At 61.8% G+C, this 20,343-nt stretch carries 20 protein-coding genes and 1 pseudogene; 6 read left to right on the plus strand and 15 right to left on the minus strand.

Going from position 1 to position 20,343, the window contains the following annotated elements; translation table 11 throughout:
- On the plus strand, window positions 1-918 hold the full coding sequence (locus ACQ4LH_RS03275) for a GGDEF domain-containing protein (RefSeq protein ID WP_430695904.1): 918 nt from the start codon (window positions 1-3) through the stop codon (window positions 916-918).
- A 10-nt stretch (window positions 919-928) separates the two neighbouring features.
- Window positions 929-1,966: an AraC family transcriptional regulator ligand-binding domain-containing protein gene (locus ACQ4LH_RS03280; protein WP_430695905.1), complete on the plus strand. Its 1,038-nt coding sequence runs from the start codon at window positions 929-931 to the stop codon at window positions 1,964-1,966.
- Between the two features lie 44 nt (window positions 1,967-2,010).
- On the opposite strand, the gene ACQ4LH_RS03285 is transcribed toward ACQ4LH_RS03280, so the two are convergent.
- From ACQ4LH_RS03285 to ACQ4LH_RS03295, 3 genes are all read right to left on the minus strand, one after another.
- The gene (locus tag ACQ4LH_RS03285; RefSeq protein ID WP_430695906.1) at window positions 2,011-3,207 is read right to left on the minus strand and encodes a type II toxin-antitoxin system HipA family toxin; all 1,197 of its coding nucleotides are present in this window, start codon (window positions 3,205-3,207) and stop codon (window positions 2,011-2,013) included.
- A complete protein-coding gene (locus ACQ4LH_RS03290) occupies window positions 3,204-3,455 on the minus strand; it encodes a helix-turn-helix domain-containing protein (RefSeq protein ID WP_430695907.1) in 252 nt (83 codons plus the stop codon). The genes ACQ4LH_RS03285 and ACQ4LH_RS03290 overlap by 4 nt, the downstream gene beginning before the upstream one ends.
- A gap of 118 nt (window positions 3,456-3,573) precedes the next feature.
- On the minus strand, window positions 3,574-4,461 hold the full coding sequence (locus ACQ4LH_RS03295) for a LysR family transcriptional regulator (RefSeq protein ID WP_430695908.1): 888 nt from the start codon (window positions 4,459-4,461) through the stop codon (window positions 3,574-3,576).
- 176 nt (window positions 4,462-4,637) lie between these two features.
- Between ACQ4LH_RS03295 and ACQ4LH_RS03300 the strand changes: the two genes are divergently transcribed.
- The 4 genes and pseudogenes from ACQ4LH_RS03300 to ACQ4LH_RS03315 all read left to right on the plus strand — a co-directional run bounded on the left by ACQ4LH_RS03300 (window position 4,638) and on the right by ACQ4LH_RS03315 (window position 8,036).
- Window positions 4,638-5,348, plus strand: coding sequence for an AzlC family ABC transporter permease (locus ACQ4LH_RS03300; RefSeq protein ID WP_430695909.1), 711 nt, complete (start codon window positions 4,638-4,640; stop codon window positions 5,346-5,348).
- Window positions 5,345-5,653: an AzlD family protein gene (locus tag ACQ4LH_RS03305; RefSeq protein WP_430695910.1), complete on the plus strand. Its 309-nt coding sequence runs from the start codon at window positions 5,345-5,347 to the stop codon at window positions 5,651-5,653. The genes ACQ4LH_RS03300 and ACQ4LH_RS03305 overlap by 4 nt, the downstream gene beginning before the upstream one ends.
- A gap of 133 nt (window positions 5,654-5,786) precedes the next feature.
- Complete coding sequence (locus tag ACQ4LH_RS03310; protein WP_430695911.1) at window positions 5,787-6,728, plus strand: LysR family transcriptional regulator; 942 nt, start codon at window positions 5,787-5,789, stop codon at window positions 6,726-6,728.
- Between the two features lie 89 nt (window positions 6,729-6,817).
- Window positions 6,818-8,036, plus strand: a pseudogene (locus tag ACQ4LH_RS03315) (MFS transporter).
- Window positions 8,037-8,148: 112 nt separating this feature from the next.
- Here ACQ4LH_RS03315 and pcaC read toward each other — a convergent pair.
- From pcaC to ACQ4LH_RS03375, 12 genes are all read right to left on the minus strand, one after another.
- The gene (gene pcaC, locus ACQ4LH_RS03320; protein ID WP_430695912.1) at window positions 8,149-8,541 is read right to left on the minus strand and encodes a 4-carboxymuconolactone decarboxylase; all 393 of its coding nucleotides are present in this window, start codon (window positions 8,539-8,541) and stop codon (window positions 8,149-8,151) included.
- Window positions 8,542-8,577: 36 nt separating this feature from the next.
- Entirely contained in the window at window positions 8,578-9,366 is a 789-nt protein-coding gene (pcaD, locus tag ACQ4LH_RS03325) for a 3-oxoadipate enol-lactonase (protein WP_430695913.1), read from the minus strand.
- Between the two features lie 11 nt (window positions 9,367-9,377).
- Window positions 9,378-10,739, minus strand: a complete 1,362-nt coding sequence (locus ACQ4LH_RS03330) for a 3-carboxy-cis,cis-muconate cycloisomerase (RefSeq protein ID WP_430695914.1) — start codon at window positions 10,737-10,739, stop codon at window positions 9,378-9,380.
- 72 nt (window positions 10,740-10,811) lie between these two features.
- Window positions 10,812-12,017, minus strand: a complete 1,206-nt coding sequence (gene pcaF / locus ACQ4LH_RS03335) for a 3-oxoadipyl-CoA thiolase (RefSeq protein ID WP_430695915.1) — start codon at window positions 12,015-12,017, stop codon at window positions 10,812-10,814.
- The gene (locus tag ACQ4LH_RS03340; protein ID WP_430695916.1) at window positions 12,014-12,796 is read right to left on the minus strand and encodes a CoA-transferase subunit beta; all 783 of its coding nucleotides are present in this window, start codon (window positions 12,794-12,796) and stop codon (window positions 12,014-12,016) included. The genes pcaF and ACQ4LH_RS03340 overlap by 4 nt, the downstream gene beginning before the upstream one ends.
- Window positions 12,796-13,644, minus strand: a complete 849-nt coding sequence (locus tag ACQ4LH_RS03345) for a CoA transferase subunit A (RefSeq protein ID WP_430695917.1) — start codon at window positions 13,642-13,644, stop codon at window positions 12,796-12,798. The genes ACQ4LH_RS03340 and ACQ4LH_RS03345 overlap by 1 nt, the downstream gene beginning before the upstream one ends.
- 185 nt (window positions 13,645-13,829) lie before the next feature.
- Window positions 13,830-15,089 carry an OprD family porin gene (locus ACQ4LH_RS03350; protein WP_430695918.1) on the minus strand — a complete coding sequence of 420 codons (1,260 nt, stop codon included), beginning with the start codon at window positions 15,087-15,089 and terminating at the stop codon, window positions 13,830-13,832.
- Between the two features lie 128 nt (window positions 15,090-15,217).
- Complete coding sequence (locus ACQ4LH_RS03355) at window positions 15,218-16,444, minus strand: benzoate/H(+) symporter BenE family transporter (protein ID WP_430695919.1); 1,227 nt, start codon at window positions 16,442-16,444, stop codon at window positions 15,218-15,220.
- Window positions 16,445-16,537: 93 nt separating this feature from the next.
- On the minus strand, window positions 16,538-17,479 hold the full coding sequence (catA, locus tag ACQ4LH_RS03360; RefSeq protein ID WP_430695920.1) for a catechol 1,2-dioxygenase: 942 nt from the start codon (window positions 17,477-17,479) through the stop codon (window positions 16,538-16,540).
- Window positions 17,480-17,509: 30 nt separating this feature from the next.
- Complete coding sequence (gene catC / locus ACQ4LH_RS03365; protein WP_430695921.1) at window positions 17,510-17,800, minus strand: muconolactone Delta-isomerase; 291 nt, start codon at window positions 17,798-17,800, stop codon at window positions 17,510-17,512.
- A gap of 17 nt (window positions 17,801-17,817) precedes the next feature.
- Window positions 17,818-18,939: a muconate cycloisomerase family protein gene (locus ACQ4LH_RS03370; protein ID WP_430695922.1), complete on the minus strand. Its 1,122-nt coding sequence runs from the start codon at window positions 18,937-18,939 to the stop codon at window positions 17,818-17,820.
- Between the two features lie 28 nt (window positions 18,940-18,967).
- A complete protein-coding gene (locus ACQ4LH_RS03375; RefSeq protein WP_430695923.1) occupies window positions 18,968-20,308 on the minus strand; it encodes an MFS transporter in 1,341 nt (446 codons plus the stop codon).
- Window positions 20,309-20,343: the final 35 nt, after the last annotated feature.

The following is a 20,343-nucleotide window of genomic DNA, read 5'->3' on the forward strand; positions in this document are numbered from 1 at the left end:
ATGCCGCCACTGCTGAAATTGCACGTATGGAAACTCACCGGCCTGTTGCTGGCGGCCAACTTCGGCCTGCTCGCCTACCTCGGCGCCGGCACGCTCAAGGCGCTAAGCGAATGGAACTGGACCGATATCGGCGGTGAAGGCGGCTCGGCGCTGTTGGTGCTGGTGTGGATCGGCCTATTACTGAAAAGTCGCCCGGCCGGGCAAGTCACCACCCTGCTGTTCTACGGCTTGGCGTGCCTGTTCTTCTCGCTGTGGATGGATACCCTCGACGAGTTCGTGCAACTGTCGGAAAGCATCGCCTGGGACAAGTGGCTGGAATCGGGACCGATGCCCGTGGGGTTTATCCTGATGACGCTGGGCATCTATCACTGGCACCGCGAACAGCTGGCGATCAGCGGCCAGATGGAAAAACGCGAGCGTCTGTTTCGCGAACATCGCCTATTCGACAAGGTCACGCCGCTGGGCGGGGCCGACTACCTGCGCTTGCAGTTGCAGCAAGCCTTGCAGGAGGCGCACAGCGAGCAACAACCGCTATCGCTGGTGATCCTCGACCTGGACGATTTCAGCCGGGTCAATCGTGAATACGGCCACGCCGAGGGCGACCGCGTATTGCAAGTGGTGTCCCAGGTGATGGTGCTCAACCTGCGCCGCCAGGACCTGCTCTGTCGCCTGGCCGGCGACCGCTTCGTGGTACTGCTGCCCAACACCGGCGAACAACAGGCCCGGCATCTGGCTCTGGAACTGCAAGCCGCCATGCAGCACCTGGCCTATAAAAGCCACCTGCACGGTGAGCGGCTGCAGCTGAGCGCCAGCGTGGCGGTGGTGATGGCGCAGCAGGACAGTCCCGAGGGTCTGCTGCAACGGCTCAATCTAGCGTTGGCGCGAGCCAAGCAACCGCCCTTTATCAAACGCGCCTGAGGCTGATGCCATGACCGTGAAAACGCCCTGGTACGAATGCGACAGTCGCTTTATCGCCGCCCATTATCAGCCTGCGGCCTTGATCGACCTGGGCATCAGCCGTGAGATCGATACCCATCGCCTGCTGCGCGGCACCGGCTTGTTCTATGACGACATTCTGGCCGGCGAGGTGCGCATCAGCCCACAGCAGTTCCTGGCGCTGATTGATAACGCACAACGCCTGCTGGAAGCCGACGACACCAGCTTCCTCTTCGGCCAACGCCTGCTGCCTGGCCACTACGGCGCGGCCAGCCAGGCACTGCAGCAAGCCGGCAACTTGCAGCAGGCGTTGGAACTGCTGATCGAGATGCGCGCGCTGTTTAGCCCACTGCTGGCACCACGGCTGTTGCTCGATGAACAGCATGCCTACCTCTACTGGGTCGACAGCAGCGGCGCCGGCCCGCACTGGCGCTTTCTCATCGAAGCCTGCATGACGGCTGTGGTGGCGATGGCCCGCTGGTTGTCCGGGCAACAACTGCCGTGGCGCTTCCACTTCGCCCACCCAGAGCCGCGCTATATCGAACAATACTGGGTGCACCTGGGTGAAGACCTGCACTTCGACAGCCAGCTGGACATGCTGCGCCTGCCCCGCGAATTTATGACCGCAGCCTGGCCCAACGCCGCGCACACCGCCGGTGCGGTGGCGCGCCAGGAAGCCACGCGGCAACTGCAGGGCCTGAGTTACCAGGCCAGCCTACTGGACCGTTTGTATGCCTGGCTGCAAGCCAACGTGCGTCAGTCACCCAGCCTGGAGCAGGCCGCGCTCGCCTTCGAGATGAGCCCCGCGACCTTCAAACGCAAACTGCAGAAACACGGCACGCACTATCAGGAACAGCACGACCGGGTGCGCAAGCACGTAGCGCTCTACCTTTATCGAATCAAGGCGTACAGCAATGAAGATATCGCCGATTTCCTGAGCTTCCACGACGCGACCAACTTCCGCCGCTCATTCAAACGCTGGACCGGGCTGTCGCCCAGCGCACTGCGGCAGTTATTTGAAGCGCGCTAGCTGATAACGCTCAGGCGATAAATTCCCAGCGGCGCGGATCATCTTCAGCCGAATGTTTTGATAAACGGCTGAGCGCTTGCCCGAATGGCTACGGCGACCTGAGGGGCTTGCTCACAGAGTTCGGGAAAGCGTGCGAGTACCACTTCCTGAGCCGCTAACAAGCGCAGAATGCGCGCCTTCGGCTGGTCGACATCACAGGTTTTGGCGAACTCCAGCAGCCCTTGCCGTGAAGCGAACAGCGACTTGTTACCGAGCAGATCCAGCGCCAGCACATCATCCGGGATATAGGCGGTGGTATTGACGATGTCATAGGCCGGCGCCAAGCGCGCATCACGCTGCGTTGGGTCGGAATAGAGCAAGCCGAAGTTCTTCAGGTGCGCATCACCATTGCCGACGATGCAGCTCAGGGCCACGCTGTCGAACAGCTGATCAAGCGAACTGCGCAGGTGCTCAGTCGGGCAATACAGGCGGATGGCCTTGGCGATGGCGGCGTAGCTTTTGCTGTACTTCTGCTCGGCAGACAAACCCATCAGCGCGGCCATATCTTCGAAACCGATAGGGTTGTGCTGCTCATCACGGTCAAAACGGCGCATGACAAACAGCCTTGAGTTATCTGACAGGTAGAACTCCGGGGTGGGAATGCCGGCCTCTTGGGCAATCGACATGCAGAGAAATTCATTGATCGCCAGACCCGGAAATTCATCGCGGCCACTCTTGATGATCAAGTCAGAAGTTTTGGCCGTGAATTTATGCGGCACAGGCTCCGCATGTTCCGGCACCAGGACCTTGGGCTGAACCCCAGAAATGCCGGCGCGCAGAATGTAGCGGTCGACCAGATCGACAAAAATATCCTCGGCGCCATCCCAGGTGAGGATTTCCTCGAGGCGCTCACCGGGAAACTGCTGGCGCATCAATAGTGCATCGACGGCCTGAGAACTCACAAAGACCCGACCGATAGGTGAGCTGCTGCCTGAGAGCGCCAGCAGCAGCATGGGGTCAACATTGACGGTTTTGGCCAGACGATTACGCAGCTGTTCCAGCACGTAGCCTTCGGGAAGGTTCATCTGGAAAATCGGATGCAGCTCGCGGCGGCGATACTCATCCATACGCACAGGCATCAACAGACTGATCGCGGCACGGGCAGTCGCTTGGTCGGCATAGCGGAAAATATAATCCTCGGCGCTAGTGAAGATTCGCCCGCTATCCCCTGCCGGCGTGTTGACCTGCAATGGCGCGTTCATTCAAACACCCCCTGCACTTCTTCCAGCGTCGGCATGCTTGCGGGAACAACCGACAGCTCACAGCCGAGAGCACCCAGCACACGGGCATAGGCTGTCATGCCCACAGAAATGCTGCCCTTTTCCACGGCAATGACTTTTTGCCGCGTAAGCCCGGCAATATCCGCCAACCCGGCTTGAGTCAGCCCACGGTTAAGCCTCCGCTCGCGGATTTGCTGGCCTAAACGCTGTGTAAGAAGAAGATAGTCCATGTCACGTATACATAACCTTTATTGGTAAATGTAACGTATACGAAACTAAAGCTAAGATCAAATCGCCCAATCGGGGTGCATGTGCGCTGGATCAGCCCTGCACGCAGTAAGCCTGCTGTTATTCAAACGGCGCAGTTGCTGCCGAGGTTGAAAGCCGCAGAGTCCTGATCAGCAGGCTGTGCAGGCTATCGACGGCTTTTGAGCCCTGGGAAGCGCGGCTTCGATAGACGGCCACTTCCATGGGTTCCAGCGGGCCAAGGCCATGGTCACTGCCCAGTATCTCCAGGTGCACCGGCGCGCTGCACTGAGTCAACACGGCGACAGCCAGGCCACTCTCAACCGCAGCAATCTGCCCCGCAAGGCTGGAGCTGTTGTACACCACCTTGTAGCGGCGGCCCTGCAAAGCGAGGGAGTTAATCGCGCTGCGTTTGGCGAGGCTGCTGTCTTCATAGACGGCGATAGGCAGCGGATCACGCCGCCATACCTGGAACTGCGCCGAGCCAACCCAAACCATCGGCTCATGAAAAAGCAAAGTACCGTGCCGCGGCTGGTCTCGCGAGACCAGTGCCAGATCCAGATCGCCGCGCTCAACGCGGGGGATTAGCGAGGTTGATTGCTCGCAGGCCAGCTCGATCTCGACTGCGCCATGCTGCGGCGCGAAACGTTTGAGCACCGGCGTGAGGTAGCGGGCGGCATAGTCATCCGGCACGCCAAGACGAATCCGCCCCGTCAGCTCCTCACCCAGGAAGGCCGCCTGTGTCTCGGCATGCAGGTCGAGCATCCGTCTGGCATAACCCAGCAGCAACTGCCCTTCTGAGGTGAGTTGATGGTGCCGGGGCCCGCGCATTAGTAATTGGCAGCCAAGGGCTGCTTCAAGCTTCTTGAGCTGCATGCTCACCGCCGACTGGGAGCGATTGACCTCTGGGGCCGCGCCCGACAACGAGCCTGCATCGACGACGGCGACAAAGCATTTAAGCCAGTCAATCTGGAGGTCTTGAACATTCATGGGGCGACTCATGCATTAGCTTATCGAATGGCTTGCTGCTGAATTATGCGTTTTTCTCCAGTTAGCGCCAGGTGCATAGTTCTGCCATGCGTTAACTGGCTTCGCCCACGGACCAGTGAGGAAGCGCCAGGCCATATCGGCAACAGACAGACTAGAAACGAAGCAGAGGCTGCAACATGTCGGACAGCACCACGCATTTGCATGAATTCAGCCGCCAGGATGTGTGGGCTGGCTTCAAGCAACTCGTCCCTCTTTCCATTTTTGTTATCGCCTTCGGCGCAGCTTTTGGCCTCGCGGCCGTACAGACTGGGCTGGATAATCCTTCGGCTGTGCTGATGAGCACCCTGGTCTTCGCCGGAGCCTCACAGTTTGCCGCGCTGGAGCTGTGGGGCGTGCAAATTCCCCTGGTCCCGCTGGCCCTCACTGTATTTGCCATCAATGCGCGTCACCTGCTGATGGGCGCATCGCTATATCCCTGGCTGCGTCATTTATCACCGGCAAAACGCTATGGCGTGATGCTGGTTGCTTCTGATGCCAACTGGGCCCTGTCCATGCAGGCCTTCAATCGCGGTAAACCGGGCTTCGGCTTATTGCTGGGTGGCGGTCTTGCACTGTGGTCATTCTGGATATTCGGCACCTGGCTGGGCATCTATTTTGGCGGTGCCATCCATGACCCCAAGAGCTTCGGCCTGGACATGGTGATGGGCTGCTTCCTGCTGGCGATGGCCGTGGGGGGCGAGAAGAACCTGCGGCTGTTGCTCATCTGGACAGTCGCCGCCGGGTCATCGCTGCTGGCCTACTGGTATCTGCCGGACAATAGCCATGTGGTTGTCGGCGCACTGGCAGGCGGCGTCCTGGGTGCACTGTGGATGGAGAAGAAAAAATGAGCATTGCCACGACGGGTTTTGGCACGCTGATTATCGTTTTGATCATGGCGGCCGTGACACTGGCGACCCGCTGGGGTGGCGTGTTCGTGATGTCGTATGTGCCGATCAGCTACAGGGTTCAGCAGTTCATCAGCGCCATGTCTGGCTCGGTGCTAGTGGCCATTCTTACCCCCCTGGCGATTGATGGCGATATGAGCGCGCGGCTGGCCTTGCTGACCACGGCAATTGTCATGCTGCTGGTAAAAAAGCCTCTGCCGGCGATCTCCGCGGGCATATTGGTCGCGGCTATCAGCAGGCAATTCTGAATGCAGCATAACGCTGCCGCGCTGCACGCTGGGGTAACCCTGCGCAAAGGCTGTACCTGGCAGTCCTGATCAACGACCATTGGCCGAAGGTCAGGTCTGCCTGCCCCGCCCCACAGCTATTCAAGGCCATGCCGTGTTCTCCTCTGAGCGTTTGAAAGGCATCGATGTATTCGTATGCGTCGCCGAGCTCGGCAGCTTTACTGCGGCGGCCGAACGCCTGAGCCTCACCAGTTCGGCGGTGAGCAAAGGCATCGCGCGGCTGGAAACCCGCCTGGGTATACGCCTTTTCGAACGCACCACACGCAAGCTGGCGTTGACGGATGCGGGCACGGCCTTCTATCGAACCTGCACGCGAGTGCTCGCCGACCTGGAAGAGTCGGAGCTGGCACTGCATGCCGAATTCTTCGAGCCTCGCGGACGGATTCGCATCGATCTGCCGGCCTCTTACGGGCGCATGCACGTGTTGCCGGTGATTCTGCAGCTGGCCAAACAGCATCCACTGCTGATGCCGCATATCTCCTTTACCGATAGCTTTGTCGACCCGGCCGATCTGGGCATCGACATTCTGGTGCGCATCGGTGGTTCGGATGTTTGGCCGGCTACCCTGGGCCACCGCTACCTGGGCGCCGAGCGCCTGATCTACTGCGCCGCTCCCGAGTACCTGTCCAAGCGTGGTACGCCGGCAAGCGAAGCGGAACTTGAGCAACACGACTGCGTGCTCTACGGCCATAGCGATGGCCAGGTCAGCCCCTGGTACCGAGAAGGCCCTGAGCCCGGTGACAAGAAGCGCCGAATCATGCCGGCGCGAATCGCTGTCGGCGATGGCGAGGGGGAAGTGTTGGCCGTCCTGGCGGGCTATGGCATTGCCCAGCTACCCACCTGGCTGGTGCAGGGACATCTGGATAGCGGAGCACTGGTCGAAGTGCTGCCGCAACTGGCCACCGACGGCCTGCCAATGAACCTGGTCTGGCTAAAGAAACGCGAGGCGCTGCCCAAGGTCAGCGTCCTGCTGGAAGCACTCGCGGCCTGCCTGGTTCCCGCAGGCCACCGCTTGCCTGAGAACACTGATAAGTGAATTTATCTCCTCAATAGCCATAAAAAACGCCAGCAATAGGAACCCAAAGAACTAATACCATGACGCCTTCCTTGCTAAAGAGCGGCGTCATGAGTGCTATCGAAACACCCCGGCCACTGGTTTCCACTGCTGGCAGCTCCACCCTGAGCATCACCATCCTGGCCATCTCGGCCTTTCTGATCGTGACCACAGAATTCCTGATTATCGGCCTGCTTCCCGCCCTGGCTCGTGACCTTGGCATTTCGATTGCCGCAGCCGGTCAGCTGGTAACGCTGTTCGCCTTTACCGTCATGCTCTTTGGACCACCGCTGACTGCCGCCCTCGCCCACCTGGACAGGAAGAAGCTGTTTATCGCGATCCTGCTGGTGTTTGCCTTCGCCAACGGCCTGGCGGCGCTGTCGTCAAACATCTGGGTACTTGCAATCGCACGCTTTATCCCGGCGCTGATGCTGCCGGTCTTCTGGGGCACCGCCAGTGAAACGGCAGCCCAACTGGCCGGCCCGGCAAAGAGCGGACAAGCGATTGCGAGGGTCTATCTGGGTATCACCGCCGCGCTCCTGCTGGGCATCCCCCTTGGCACACTGGCTGCCAACGGCATCGGCTGGCGGGGAGCCTTCTGGCTGCTGGCGGGCCTGTCACTGGTGATGGCCGTTGCCATGGCGATCTATATGCCCAAAGTCGCGCGAAGCCCTCGGGTCGATTTCCTCAAACAAGCACGCATCTTCAAAGAGCCGCTGTTTCTGGCCAACGTCGCGTTGTCGATCATCATCTTCAGCGCCATGTTCGTTGCCTACACCTACCTGGCAGACATGTTGGAGCGCGTAGCCGGCGTGGCCCCTGCGCATGTGGGTTGGTGGATGATGGGCTTCGGCGCCATAGGCCTGATTGGCAACTGGATTGGCGGCAAAGCAGTGGATCGCTCGCCACTCAAAGCCACGGCCCTATTTCGTGGTGCTGCTGGCGGCGGGCATGGCTGCCGTCACACCGTTGGCGAGCTCAGGCCTACTCATCTGTATTGCGCTCGCGCTTTGGGGCATCGCCAATACAGCGCTTTATCCGATCTGCCAGGTACGGGTCATGAATTCGGTGAGCCACTCCCAGGCACTTGCGGGAACGACCAACGTTTCTGCAGCCAACGCCGGGATAGGCATGGGCGCGATCATCGGCGGTTTGACCATCCAAACCGCCGGCATAGCCAGTGTTGGTTATGTGGCCGCGGCTGTTGCGGGGCTTGCGTTGCTGGTGATTCCTTTGGTGAGCCGCCTTGCAAGACGCAAGTGCTTTCACGCTATCCGGACCGAGGCTTAAACATGGCCCGGAAGCACTGCTAAACGCATCGAATAGACACTGCGCCTGTGAGTGCGACTCCGGCCGACCGATAGAGCTGCATCGTTACATAAGCGGAAAGCAGACAATTACCCTATCCGAGGGACTCCACGCCCATCTCGTCCCACACCTCCTCGGCCAAGTGGAAGGTCGCGTTAGCGGCTGGAATGCCGCAGTAGATCGCGCTCTGCATCAGCACTTCCTTGATCTCGTCACGGGTCACACCGTTGTTCTTCGCAGCTTTGAGGTGCAGGCGCAGTTCGCCTTCGCGGTTCATGCCGATCAGCATGGCGATGGTGATCAGGCTGCGGGTGTGTAATGGCAGACCTGGGCGGGTCCAGATATCGCCCCAGGCATGCCGGGTGATCATCTCCTGGAACTCCTCATTGAACGGCGTCAGGTGCTGCAGGCTGCGGTCGACATGAGCGTCGCCGAGTACCGCGCGGCGCACCTGCATGCCGGCTTCGTAGCGTTGTTTCTCGTCCATCTTCAGCTCCAGGGTGCGTAAGGCGCACCCGGTTGTTCAGGCAGTAAGGAAATCCAGCACGCGACGGGTGAACTGCTCACCGGCTTCGACGTTGGACAGATGCGCGGCATGGAACTCGACCAGCTCGGCACCACGGATGCGTTCCTGCATAAAACGGCCATGTTCCGGGGTGGTCACCACATCGGCCGTACCGCAGACGATCAGCGTCGCTGCCTTGATGCTGGCGACCTCATCACGGAAATTGGCGTCGCGCACTGCCGCGCAGTTGGCCGCGTAGCCCTGCGGCGAAGTGGCGGCCAGCATACCGACCACTGGCTCGACCTTGGCCGGCTCGGCGGCGGCAAATTCAGGCGTAAACCAGCGCGCAATTGAAGCATCACGCAGCGCCAGCATGGCCGGCTGGCCATCACGCAGCACGGTTTCGATACGCGGGTTCCACACCTCCGGACTGCCAATCTTCGCCGCGGTATTGCACAGCACCAGGCGCTGGATACGTTCCGGCGCGTTGATCGCCAGCCACTGGCCGATCAGGCCACCCATGGACAGGCCACAGAAATGCACCTTGGCAATGTCCAGCGCATCCAGCAGGGCCAGTACGTCGCGGCCGTTCTGCTCGATGCTGTAGAGGCCGTCGGTGACCAGCGATTGGCCATGGCCACGGGTGTCGTAGCGCAATACGCGGAAGTGCTCGGCAAAGTCCGCAACCTGCGCATCCCACATCTGCAGATCGGTGCCCAGCGAGTTGGACAGCACCAGCACTGGCGCGTCCGCGGGGCCTTCAAGGCTGTAAAAGAGTTCGCCATCGGCGAGTTGTACGGCAGGCATGCAAGGCACTCCTAGTGCGAAAAATTCTGGTGTTCGGCCACCGCGCGCTCGACCCAGCGGCGAGCCTGGCCCAGGTACAAGGCCGGATCCAGCAGACGATCCAGTTCGCTGGCGGACAGCTGAGCACTGACCTCGGCATGACTGCCGAGTATCTGGCGCAGATGCACACCCTCGCGCACGGCCTGCTTGCAGTACTGTTCTAACAGGTGGTGGGCGGCGTCGCGGCCGATGCGTTGAGCCAGAGCGATGCTTACCGCCTCGGCCAGCACCAGGCCTTGGGTCAGGTCGAGGTTGCTACGCATGCGTACAGCATCTACTTCCAGGCCCGGCACCAGCAGCAGCGCCTGTTGCAACGCGCCGGAAACCAGGCAGCAAAGTTCCGGCAGGGTGTCCCACTCGGCATGCCATAAACCCAGGCTGCGCTCATGTTCCTGCGGCATTGCGCTAAACATGGTCGCGACCAGACCGGGCGCACGGGTGGCGGCGCCGATCAGCACGGCGGCGCTGACCGGGTTGCGCTTGTGCGGCATAGTCGAGGAACCGCCCTTGCCCGGCGCGGCCGGCTCAAAAACTTCAGCCGCCTCGGTCTGCATCAGTAAGCTGAGGTCACGGCCCAACTTGCCCAGGCTGCCGGCGATCAGGCCGAGCAGGCTGGCGAATTCGACTAAACGGTCGCGCTGGGTATGCCAGGGTTGCTCGGGTAGTTGCAGACCGAGCTCGATGGCCAGGGCCTCGCTCACCGGCCAGGCGTGCTCGCCCAGCGCAGCCAGGCTGCCGGAAGCACCGCCGAACTGCAGTACCAACAGGCGCGGTTTGAGCTCAGCCAAGCGCTGGCGATGGCGAGTGACCGCACCGAGCACGCCGGCCAGCTTCATGCCCAGGGTCACCGGAGTGGCGTGTTGCAGCCAAGTGCGCCCGGCCAATGGGGTATCAACATGACGCTCGGCCTGCACGGCCAGAGCCGTCGCCAGTTGCGCCAGATCCTGCTCCAACAGAGCGATGGCCGCCCGCAGTTGTAGGATCAAGCCACTGTCCATGGCGTCCTGGCTGGTGGCACCGAGGTGTACATAACGTTCGGCTTCAGCGTTTTGCTCCGCGACCTGTCGGCCCAGCGCCTTGACCAGCGGGATGGCCGAGTTGCCGGCCGTAACGATGGCCTGGGCGAGTGCAGAAAAATCGTAGCGCTCGGCTTGGCAAGCGTTGGCGATGGGCTGTACGGCCGCCTGCGGAATCAGCCCGCAGCTCGCCTCGGCACGCGCCAGGGCGGCCTCGAAATCCAGCATGCCCTGCACTCGGCCGTGATCGGAAAAGATCGCGCGCATGGCAGGCTGAGTGAAATAGGCGTCAAAGAGTTGGTTGCTCGGGCTGTTCAAGCCGATGCTCCACAGATCAAAGGAATATTCGTCTTATAGCAGTTTGCGTCCCAGCCTGGGACGCAGCACCCGCTAGACGCGCTCGATGGCCAGGGCCAAACCTTGGCCAACACCGACACACATGGTTGCCAGGCCCAGGCGGCCGCCGGACTTCTCCAGTTGATGCAGTGCAGTCTGCACCAGGCGTGCGCCGCTGGCACCCAGCGGATGGCCAAGGGCGATGGCACCGCCATTTGGATTGACGCGAGCATCGTCGTCAGCCAGACCCAATTCGCGGGTCACGGCCAGCCCCTGAGCGGCAAAGGCTTCGTTGAGTTCGATCACGTCGAAGTCATGGATGCTCATCTTCAGGCGGTCGAGCAGCTTGCGTACCGCCGGCACTGGGCCAATGCCCATTACCCGTGGCGCCACACCGGCACTGGCCATACCCAACACCTTGGCGCGGGCGGTCAAACCGTATTTTTGCACGGCCTCGGCGGAGGCCAGAATCAGCGCCACGGCACCGTCATTGACCCCTGAAGCATTGCCGGCGGTAACAGTCTTGCCTTCGCCATTCACCGGCTTGAGTTTGGCCAGCGCCTCGGCCGTGGTGTCCGGGCGCAGATGCTCATCCGCCTCGATTACGCTGTCGCCCTTCTTGCCTTTGATCAGCACCGGGACAATTTCTTCGGCGAAGAAACCTTCGGCCTGGGCACGACCGGCACGCTGCTGGCTGCGCAAAGCGAAGGCGTCCTGGTCGGCGCGGCTGACCTGGTAATCATCAGCCACGTTGTCAGCGGTTTGCGGCATGGCATCCACGCCGTACTGCGCCTTCATCAGCGGGTTGATAAAACGCCAGCCGATGGTGGTGTCTTCGATCTTCTGATTGCGACTCCAGGCGCTGTCAGCCTTGCCCATCACATAGGGCGCACGCGACATCGATTCGACGCCACCAGCTAACGCCAGCTCCATCTCGCCACTGGCGATGGCGCGAAAAGCGCTACCCACCGCATCCATACCCGAGGCGCAGAGGCGGTTGAGGGTCACGCCGGGAATGCTCGAAGGCAGGCCCGCCAGCAGCAAAGCCATACGCGCGACGTTGCGGTTGTCCTCACCGGCCTGGTTGGCACAGCCCATAAAGACTTCGTCGATGGCCGCCGGATCCAGGCCAGGATTGCGCTCGATAAGAGCCCTGAGCGGAATAGCTGCCAGGTCATCGGCACGCACCACTGCCAGACCGCCGCCGAAGCGGCCAATGGGTGTGCGGATGGCATCGCAGATAAAGACTTCGCGACTCATTCCTCACCTCCGGCCTGGCCGTGGGCCGCCGCAGTGCGTGCTTCCAGGGCGCGCAGGGCTTCCAGTTCAAAAGCCTCGGGCACGGCAGTCTCGGCCACCTGCTCAGCGAAACGGATCGGCCAGCCAGTGGCGGCGGTGATCTGCTCGCGGGTCACGCCCGGATGGATCGAGGTGACCACAAATTCCTTGCTGCCGACTTCCGGCTCCATGATGCACAGGTCAGTGATGATCGCCACCGGGCCGGCACCAGGCAGGCCCAGTTGCTGGCGGTGATCGCCGCCTTCGCCATGGCCCACCGAGGTGATAAAGGCCAGCTTGTCGACGAAGGTGCGGTGGCCCTGCTTGAGGATGATAAAGACCTTCTTCGCGCTACCGGCAATCTCCGGCGCACCGCCGGCACCCGGCAGGCGCACCTTCGGGTTGTGGTAGTCGCCAATTACGGTGGTGTTGATATTGCCGAACTTGTCGACCTGGGCCGCCCCGAGGAAGCCGACATCGATGCGTCCACCCTGCAGCCAGTAGCGAAAGATCTCGCCGGTGGGCACTACGGTGTCGGCGGTTTCGGCCAGTTCGCCGTCGCCGATGGACAGCGGCAGTACGCTGGGCTTGGCACCGATCGGGCCGGATTCGTAGATCAGGGTCACGTCCGGGGCGTGGGTCAGGCGCGCTAGGTTGGCCGCCTTGGACGGCAGGCCGATGCCGACGAAGGTCACATCCGTATTGCCGAGGCGACGCGAGGCAGCCACGGTCATCATTTCATTGGTGCTGTAGGCGCTCATTAGTTGGCCTCCGCGAGCTTGGCTTGGTAGGCGGCGAAATCGGCGGTGCCGCGGATATAGGTATCGATCCAGGCACTGAAGGTTGCGCGGTCGCGGGCGATCGGGTCCCAGGCCTGGTAGAAGCGGTTGTCGCGTTCGGAATAGCCATGGGCGTAGGACGGATGCGCCCCGCCCGGCACCAGGCACACGGCGGTGAGCGTCCAGCCCGGCAGCACGCAGGCGTTCATCGGTGCATGCAGTTCGTCGACGATTTCCTCGACGGTAACGATGCAGCGTTTGGCAGCCAGAGCGGCCTCTTTTTGCACACCGAGGATGCCCTGGATCAGCACGTTGCCCTTGCGGTCGGCTTTCTGCGCGTGGATCACAGTAACGTCCGGGCGCACGCTGGGCACGGCGGCCAGTTGCTCGCCAGTGAAGGGGCACTGGATGAACTTGATGTCCGGATTGACCTTAAGCAAATCCGAACCCTGATAACCACGCAGCACCGCAAACGGCAGGCCGGAAGCACCGGCCACATAGGCGTTGGCCATGGCAGCATGGCTATGCTCGCTGATCTCCAGCGGCTGCGGCCAGCCCTTCTCCACCGCGTCACGCAGGCGGTGCAGCGAACCCACACCGGGGTTACCGCCCCAGGAGAACACCAGCTTCTTAGCACAACCAGCGCCGATCAGCAGGTCGTAGACCAGATCCGGGGTCATGCGGATCAGGGTCAGATCCTTGCGCCCCTGGCGAATGATTTCGTGGGACGCGGCAGTCGGGATCAGGTGGGTGAAGCCTTCGAGAGCGATGCTATCGCCGTCGTGAACGAAGCGCTGAATGGCTTCGCGCAGAGTGAGGATTTCAGCCATGGAAGTTCTCTTGTGGTTGCGTGGCGCTTGTACGCCGGTGAACAGACGTTAACGCCAGGCCCAAGGCCAAACAATCCGATAATCGACTATTGGTTCGATAATCGAACAACTCTGATTGTTTATCAGCCAGGCACATCAGGCGTAAGTGCATTGATGGCCGGACCACAGGCCCGGCCGCCCTACCCTTAAAGAAGGTTCCAGGTGTAGTTGAAGATCAGCCGGTTCTCGTCGATATCGCTGCGGTAGTTGGAGCGCGCAGTAACGTTGCGTACGCGCACGCCGAGGCCCTTGAGCCCGCCGCTCTGCACCACATAGCCGATATCCAGGTCGCGCTCGAAGTCCTTGCCCTCGAAGCCGCGGCCGGTATCGACGTTGTCGCCCTTGATATAGCGCACACCGGCGATCAACCCCGGCACACCCAGGGCGCTGAAGTCATAGTCGTAACGCACCTGCCAGGAGCGCTCATCGGCCGAGGCAAACTCGTAGGTCGGCACCTCGTTACCCAGCGGCGTGACGTTGGCGAACACCCGTGGAAAAGCGCTGTCGCCGTACATGGCCTGGTAGCCAAGATAGAAGGTGTGACCGCCGTGCTTGGCCGACAGCAGGGAGAAAAACGCCTGGTTGTCGATATCGCCGAGCAGGCGGTCACCATCCTCTTGGGCGTCGTAGTAGCCGAGGTTGGCACCGAGCGTCCAGGCGCCCAGCGGCTGGCTGTGCTTGAGGCCGAGGAAACGCTGGTTGTAGATATCCTCCAGCTGGCCGTACCAGGCGCTGGCAGTGCTGCGCCCGGCATTGAAGGCGTAGTCGCCACCGGCATAGTTGAAGGCATCGCTGACCGCGCCGCGCTGCGGCAGATGGCCGAGCATGGCGATCATCTTCTCGTCGCCGGCCTCGTTGCGCAGGCTGGTGGAGTTGAGGTGGCCGGCCTGTAAAGTCAGCCCGGCGATCTCGCTGGAGGAGAGATTCACGCCCTGGTAGCTCGGCGGCAGCAGGCGGATGTCGGAAAACGTCAGCACCGGCAGATTCGGCTGCAGCTCGCCGACCTTCAGCTCGGTCTTGGAAATGCGCAGCTTGCCGGTTACGCCCAAACGGCTGTAATCATCAGCGGCCTCCTGCACCGGCAGCAAGCCCGTATTGACTCGGCCACGGCCGCTATCGAGTTTGATACCGAGTAGGCCGATGGCATCTACGCCAAAGCCTACCGGGCCCTCGGTATAGCCAGACTTGAAATTGAGGATAAAGCCCTGGGCCCACTCCTCTGCCCTGGACTGCTGGCTAGGCCCGACGATGTCAGAGAAATCGCGGCTGAAGTAGTAATTGCGCGCGGTCAGTGTCGCGCTGCTGCCATCGATAAAACCCTCTTCGGCGGCCTGACTTAGGCTCGGCATGCCGGCCGCAATGGCCAGTGATAACAGGTGGCGGGAAGTGCTGCGGTTGTTGTTCATAGCGGGCTCTTATTGTTATTTCAGGTTGCACAAACCCACCCCGGCGCGCTCGGCGTTCCGGACCTGCAAGGCATGGTGGGGGTTAGGTGGCGGTCGTCAGCACCGCGCACAAACTGGGGTTGAATCGATCAGGGCGCAGCCTCGCCCGCCGAGCCCACAGACTTAATGGGCGCACTAACGGAGCGCGGGGCAGTGCGCCGGCTCAGCAACAGGTGCGCGGCAATGCCGAACAGCAGGCCCCAAAAAGCGGCGGACAAGCCAAGTAAGCTCATCCCCGAGGCACTGACCAGGAAGGTGATCAACGCCGCCTCACGGTCATCCGGCTGGCTCATGGCCCCTGCCAGCGCGTTGCCTATCGCGCCAAAGAGCGCGAGCCCCGCCAGGGCGGCAATCAGCGCCTGGGGAAAGGCCGCGAACAGCGAAACCAGGGTGGCGCCGAACAGGCCAAACAGCAGGTAGACTGCGCCGCCGACCACCGCCGAGACATAGCGTTTGTCCGCCTGCTCATGGGCCTCGCGGCTGGTACAGATAGCCGCAGTGATCGCTGCCAAGTTCAGGCCGTGACAGGCGAACGGCGCTAACAGCAGGCTACCGAGAGCACTGGTGCTGATGATCGGGCTGGCCGGCGTCTGGTAGCCGGCGGCGCGCAATACCGCCATGCCCGGCACAAACTGCCCAGTGAGCGCCACAAGCACCAGCGGCAAGGCGATATTGAGGGTTGCCGCCAGGCTGAACTCCGGGCTGATCCACAGCGGCATGGCCATTTCAAACACCAGCGCCTCCTGGCGCATTTGGCCACTGGCCATGGCGATCAAGGTGCCAACCAGCAGCACCGCCATCACCGCATAGCGCGGTGCCAAGCGCCTGACCAGCAGGTAGGTGGCGAACATTGCCAGAACCAGGACCGGTTGCTCGTCGATGGACAGAAACAGCTGGGCGCCGAAGCTGAACAGGATGCCGGCCAGCATGGCCGCGGCAATGGCACCCGGCAACTTACCGATGATGCGGTCGAAGGTGCCGGACAAACCCACCAGCAGGATGATCAGGTTGGCCACGATATAGGCGCCAACTGCCTCATTCAGGCTGACCTGCGGCAGCAGCGAGACCAGCAACGCCGAGCCAGGCGCCGACCAGGCGATAACAATAGGCACCCGGTAGCGCAGACTCAGGCCGATGCCGAGTACAGCACTGCCGATGGAGATGGCCCACACCCAGGAGGCCACCACCGCATGGGACAGGCCGGCGCTGTCGGCGGCCTGGAAGATGATCACCAACGGCCCCGCGTAGGAGATGATCGTCGCGATAAGGCCTGCCACCAGGGCAGACAGGCTGAAGTCTTTGCACAAGGCTTTCATGATCCCTCGCAAGGTCTTGCTGGCGTTCCTTGGGAAACGCTCTTGTTAGTTTCCCCTCTCCCGTAACCGGGAAAGGGGCAAAACAGGCTGTACTTAGACCTGCTGTAAAGCACGCGGACGGGCGCTACGCTGCTCGGCGACCGGAGCCGGGGCTTTCTGCAGTTCGAAGTTGAATTCCAGCGTGGCGAAACGGCTGCCGTCGATACCACGGTCACGGGCTGCGGCGGCGTTCTCGATAAACTGGATATCGCCGATCAAACCGTCGCGGGTGGCGTAGGCGAAGTCGTCCCACAGGTACTGCTCGCCTGCCAGATTGATTTGGGTAGTCAGGTGGCGATGACCCGGCGCAGAGATAAAGAAGTGGATATGCGCCGGGCGCTGGCCGTGGCGGCCGAGCTGATCCAGGCACTCCTGGGTCGGGCCGTCCGGCGAGCAGCCATAGCCGCTGGGCACGATGCTGCGCGCACGGTAGCGACCTTCGGCATCGGTGACGATGCGGCGGCGCAGGTTGTAGTCGCTCTGGCTCTTGTCGAAATAGGAGTAGTTGCCCAGGGTGTTGGCATGCCACAGGTCGACCACTGCGCCGGATACGGGCTGGCCGTCGGTGTCGCGCACTACGCCTTCGAGGAACATCACCGTAGCCACGCCATCTTCACTGCCGTCGTCCATCCGCACCTGGCCCTCGGCCAGAGGCGCACCCGCCACGTACAACGGGCCTTCGATGGTGCGCGGAGTGCCGCCGCTCAGGCCTATCTGGGCATCCTTGGCATCCTGCAGCAGGTCGAGGAAGTGCTCCAGGCCCAGGCCAGCTACCAGTAGGCCTGCTTCATTGCGCCCGCCCAGGCGGTTGAAGTAATCCACGGCCGTCCAGAATTCATCGTCGCTGACTTCAAGGTCTTCGATGATCTTCGCAAGGTCGCTGATGATGCGCAGGGTGAGCTGCTTCAGGCGCGGGCTGCCCTGCTCGTTGTTGAGGCCGCTGGCCTCCTTGAACAGATTCTGGACCTCGGCAGTGTGGCTAACTTTAACAGTCATGATGATTTCCTCGCTTGTTGTTCTCAGGGCTTAGCGGTCGTCGCTGTAAATCGACGAGGGATGGCGGCAGACGCCGTTAATTTCGATATCCATGTAGGGGAAAAGCGGCAGCTGCAGCAGGGTGTCGTGCAGGGCCTCGACGCTTTCCACCTCAAACACGCTGTAGTTGGCGTAGTGCCCAGCAATGCGCCACAGGTGGCGCCACTTGCCGGCGCGCATCAGGCTTTGGGCCAGTTCCTTCTCGTCGGCCTTGAGCTGCGTGGCCTTGGCCGGGTCCATGTCGGCCGGCAGTTTTACGGTCATCTTTACGTGGAACAGCATGGCGGTTTCCTCTCAGGTCACTTGCGGGCGAAGAACGCCAGGCGCTCTTCGTCCAGGGTCAGGCCGAGGCCGGGGGTGTGCGGCACCTGCAGGGCAAAGTCGCGGTAGACAGGCGCCTCGCTGACGATTTCTTCGGTCAGCAGCAGCGGGCCGAACAACTCGGTGCCCCAGGTCAGCTGGCGCAGGGTGACGAAGGCATGGGCCGAAGCCAGAGTGCCAATGGCGCCTTCGAGCATGGTCCCGCCGTACAGAGCGATACCCGCCGCCTCGGCAATTGCCGCGGTACGCAACACGGCGCGTGGGCCGCCGTTCTTGGCGATTTTCAGGGCGAATACGCTGGCGGCTCCGTCGGCAGCCAGGCTAAAGGCATCCCCGACGCTCTCGATGGATTCGTCAGCCATGATCGGTGCTGGGCAGCGCTGATTGAGACGCACCTGCCCTGCCCGGTTGATCCGCGCAATGGGCTGCTCGATCAGGTCAATGCCGTTGTCGCCCAGCACCTGGCAGGCGCGGATGGCCTGGGACTCGTCCCAGCCCTGGTTGACGTCGACGCGCACACTGGCGCTGTCGCCCAGGGCGCGCTTGATGGCGATGACGTGCTTGAGATCCTGACTGACCTCGCCCGCACCAATCTTCAGCTTGAAGATGCGGTGACGGCGGATGCCCAGCATGTCTTCAGCTTCGGCGATGTCGCGCGCGGTATCACCGCTGGCCAGGGTCCAGGCCACCTCCAGGCTGTCGCGTACACGACCGCCGAGCAGCTCGCTGACGGGCAGGCCGAGGCGTTTGCCCTGAGCATCGAGCAACGCGCTTTCCAGGCCGGACTTGGCGAAGGTGTTGCCCTTGGCCCCCTTCTCCAGGCGCAGCATGGCGGCATTGATATTGGTCGCGTCCTGACCGACCAGCAGTGGGCCGAGGTGGCTATCGATGTTCTGCTTGATGCTCTCAGGGCTCTCGTTGCCATAAGCCAGGCCACCGATGGTGGTCGACTCGCCGATGCCTTCGATGTCATCGCTGCAGCGCAGGCGAATCACCACCAAGGTCTGGTTTTGCATAGTGTGCATCGCCAGCTTATGCGGGCGGATGGTCGGCAGGTCGACGATCACCGTCGACACGCTTTCGATCAGGACTTGGCTCATTTCACTCTTCCAGTTAGACGATTAAGGCTCAGGCCTTGGCGCCAACCAGCGCAGCACCTGGGCTCTGCTGGCGCTTGGCGCTGATGGCAAATACGGTCATGGCAATGGCGGCGATGGCACCGGGTACGGCGAAGGCAAGAAAGTTCAGTTGCAGCGGCAGGTTGATGCCCATTAGCGCGCCGCCCAGCAGCGGGCCGACGATGGCGCCGTTGCGTCCGATGCCCGAGGCCCAACCGAGGCCGGTGGAGCGGATCGACAGGCCGTAGAACTGCGCGGTACCGGCATACAGCAGGATCTGCGTGCCGATGGTGGTGGCGCCGGCGATGAAAATCAGGCCGTACAGCAGCGGCGTTGGGCTCTTGAAGCCGAGCAGGCTGATCGATACGGCCGCTGCGACGAAGAAGCCGACCATCACCTTGCTCAGGTTGAAACGGTCGCCCAGCCAGCCGCCGAGAATGGCACCGGCCATGCCGCCAAAATTTAGAGCGAGGAGGAATGACAAGCTGGAGCCCAGGCTGTAGCCCGCGTTAGCCATCAGTTTGGGCAGCCAGGAACTCAGCGCATAAACCATCAGCAGGCAGCAGAAGAACGCCAGCCACAAACACAAGGTGCGCAGCGCACGGCCATCGCGGAACAACTCGAAAACGGCCACGCCTTTGCCCTTGGTATCGCTCATATGCAGCTGGTCGGCCGCGTCGATCTGTAAGTCAGGCTGGATCTTTTGCAGCACCGCGCGGGCCTGCTCATGACGCCCCTGGCGCACCAGGAAACCGACCGACTCCGGCAGCAGCCAAAGAATCAGCGGCAGCAGCAAGAGTGGAATGGCAGCGGCGAAGAACATCGACTCCCAGCCAAAGCGCGGCAGCATGTAGATGCCCACCCCGGCGGCGAGCATGCCGCCCACCGAGTAGCCGCTGAACATGATCGCTACCAGGGTGCTGCGCAGTTTCTTCGGTGCGTATTCATTCATCAGCGCCACAGCATTGGGCATCAGGCCGCCGCAACCGAGACCGGCGATAAAACGGCAAATGCCGAACTCAGTGGGGTTGCTGGCGAAGCCGTTGATGATGGTGGCTACGGAGAACAAGGCGAAGCAGATGGCGATGCCCTTCTTGCGCCCGATCCTGTCGGCCAGGGTGCCGAATGCCAGCGCGCCGAACATCATGCCGAACAGCGCGTAGCTGCCCAGGGCACCAGCCTGCAACGGGGTCAGGCCCCACTCCTGCATGATCGACGGCAGCACTACGCCATAAATAAATAGGTCGTAACCGTCAAAAATCAGGAGCAGCGCGCAGAGCGCCATGACCATCCAGTGGAAGCGGCTAAAGCGTGCGTTGTCGATGACTTGGTGTACGTCTATCTGTCGCATGGCATCGGTTCTCTCTGTTGTTTTTGTTGTGAAAA

Origin of the sequence: Pseudomonas peli (assembly GCF_050563605.1) — a bacterium.
Classification (GTDB): domain Bacteria; phylum Pseudomonadota; class Gammaproteobacteria; order Pseudomonadales; family Pseudomonadaceae; genus Aquipseudomonas; species Aquipseudomonas peli_A.

Bases quoted from the DNA above. Each gene is read 5' to 3' on its own strand.
- ACQ4LH_RS03275 (WP_430695904.1), top strand. From the start codon at position 1: ATGCCGCCACTGCTGAAATTGCACGTATGGAAACTCACCGGCCTGTTG.
- ACQ4LH_RS03280 (WP_430695905.1), top strand. From the start codon at position 929: ATGACCGTGAAAACGCCCTGGTACGAATGCGACAGTCGCTTTATCGCC.
- ACQ4LH_RS03285 (WP_430695906.1), bottom strand. From the start codon at position 3,207: ATGAACGCGCCATTGCAGGTCAACACGCCGGCAGGGGATAGCGGGCGA.
- ACQ4LH_RS03290 (WP_430695907.1), bottom strand. From the start codon at position 3,455: ATGGACTATCTTCTTCTTACACAGCGTTTAGGCCAGCAAATCCGCGAG.
- ACQ4LH_RS03295 (WP_430695908.1), bottom strand. From the start codon at position 4,461: ATGAATGTTCAAGACCTCCAGATTGACTGGCTTAAATGCTTTGTCGCC.
- ACQ4LH_RS03300 (WP_430695909.1), top strand. From the start codon at position 4,638: ATGTCGGACAGCACCACGCATTTGCATGAATTCAGCCGCCAGGATGTG.
- ACQ4LH_RS03305 (WP_430695910.1), top strand. From the start codon at position 5,345: ATGAGCATTGCCACGACGGGTTTTGGCACGCTGATTATCGTTTTGATC.
- pcaC (WP_430695912.1), bottom strand. From the start codon at position 8,541: ATGGACGAGAAACAACGCTACGAAGCCGGCATGCAGGTGCGCCGCGCG.
- pcaD (WP_430695913.1), bottom strand. From the start codon at position 9,366: ATGCCTGCCGTACAACTCGCCGATGGCGAACTCTTTTACAGCCTTGAA.
- pcaF (WP_430695915.1), bottom strand. From the start codon at position 12,017: ATGAGTCGCGAAGTCTTTATCTGCGATGCCATCCGCACACCCATTGGC.
- ACQ4LH_RS03340 (WP_430695916.1), bottom strand. From the start codon at position 12,796: ATGAGCGCCTACAGCACCAATGAAATGATGACCGTGGCTGCCTCGCGT.
- ACQ4LH_RS03345 (WP_430695917.1), bottom strand. From the start codon at position 13,644: ATGGCTGAAATCCTCACTCTGCGCGAAGCCATTCAGCGCTTCGTTCAC.
- ACQ4LH_RS03350 (WP_430695918.1), bottom strand. From the start codon at position 15,089: ATGAACAACAACCGCAGCACTTCCCGCCACCTGTTATCACTGGCCATT.
- ACQ4LH_RS03355 (WP_430695919.1), bottom strand. From the start codon at position 16,444: ATGAAAGCCTTGTGCAAAGACTTCAGCCTGTCTGCCCTGGTGGCAGGC.
- catA (WP_430695920.1), bottom strand. From the start codon at position 17,479: ATGACTGTTAAAGTTAGCCACACTGCCGAGGTCCAGAATCTGTTCAAG.
- catC (WP_430695921.1), bottom strand. From the start codon at position 17,800: ATGCTGTTCCACGTAAAGATGACCGTAAAACTGCCGGCCGACATGGAC.
- ACQ4LH_RS03370 (WP_430695922.1), bottom strand. From the start codon at position 18,939: ATGAGCCAAGTCCTGATCGAAAGCGTGTCGACGGTGATCGTCGACCTG.
- ACQ4LH_RS03375 (WP_430695923.1), bottom strand. From the start codon at position 20,308: ATGCGACAGATAGACGTACACCAAGTCATCGACAACGCACGCTTTAGC.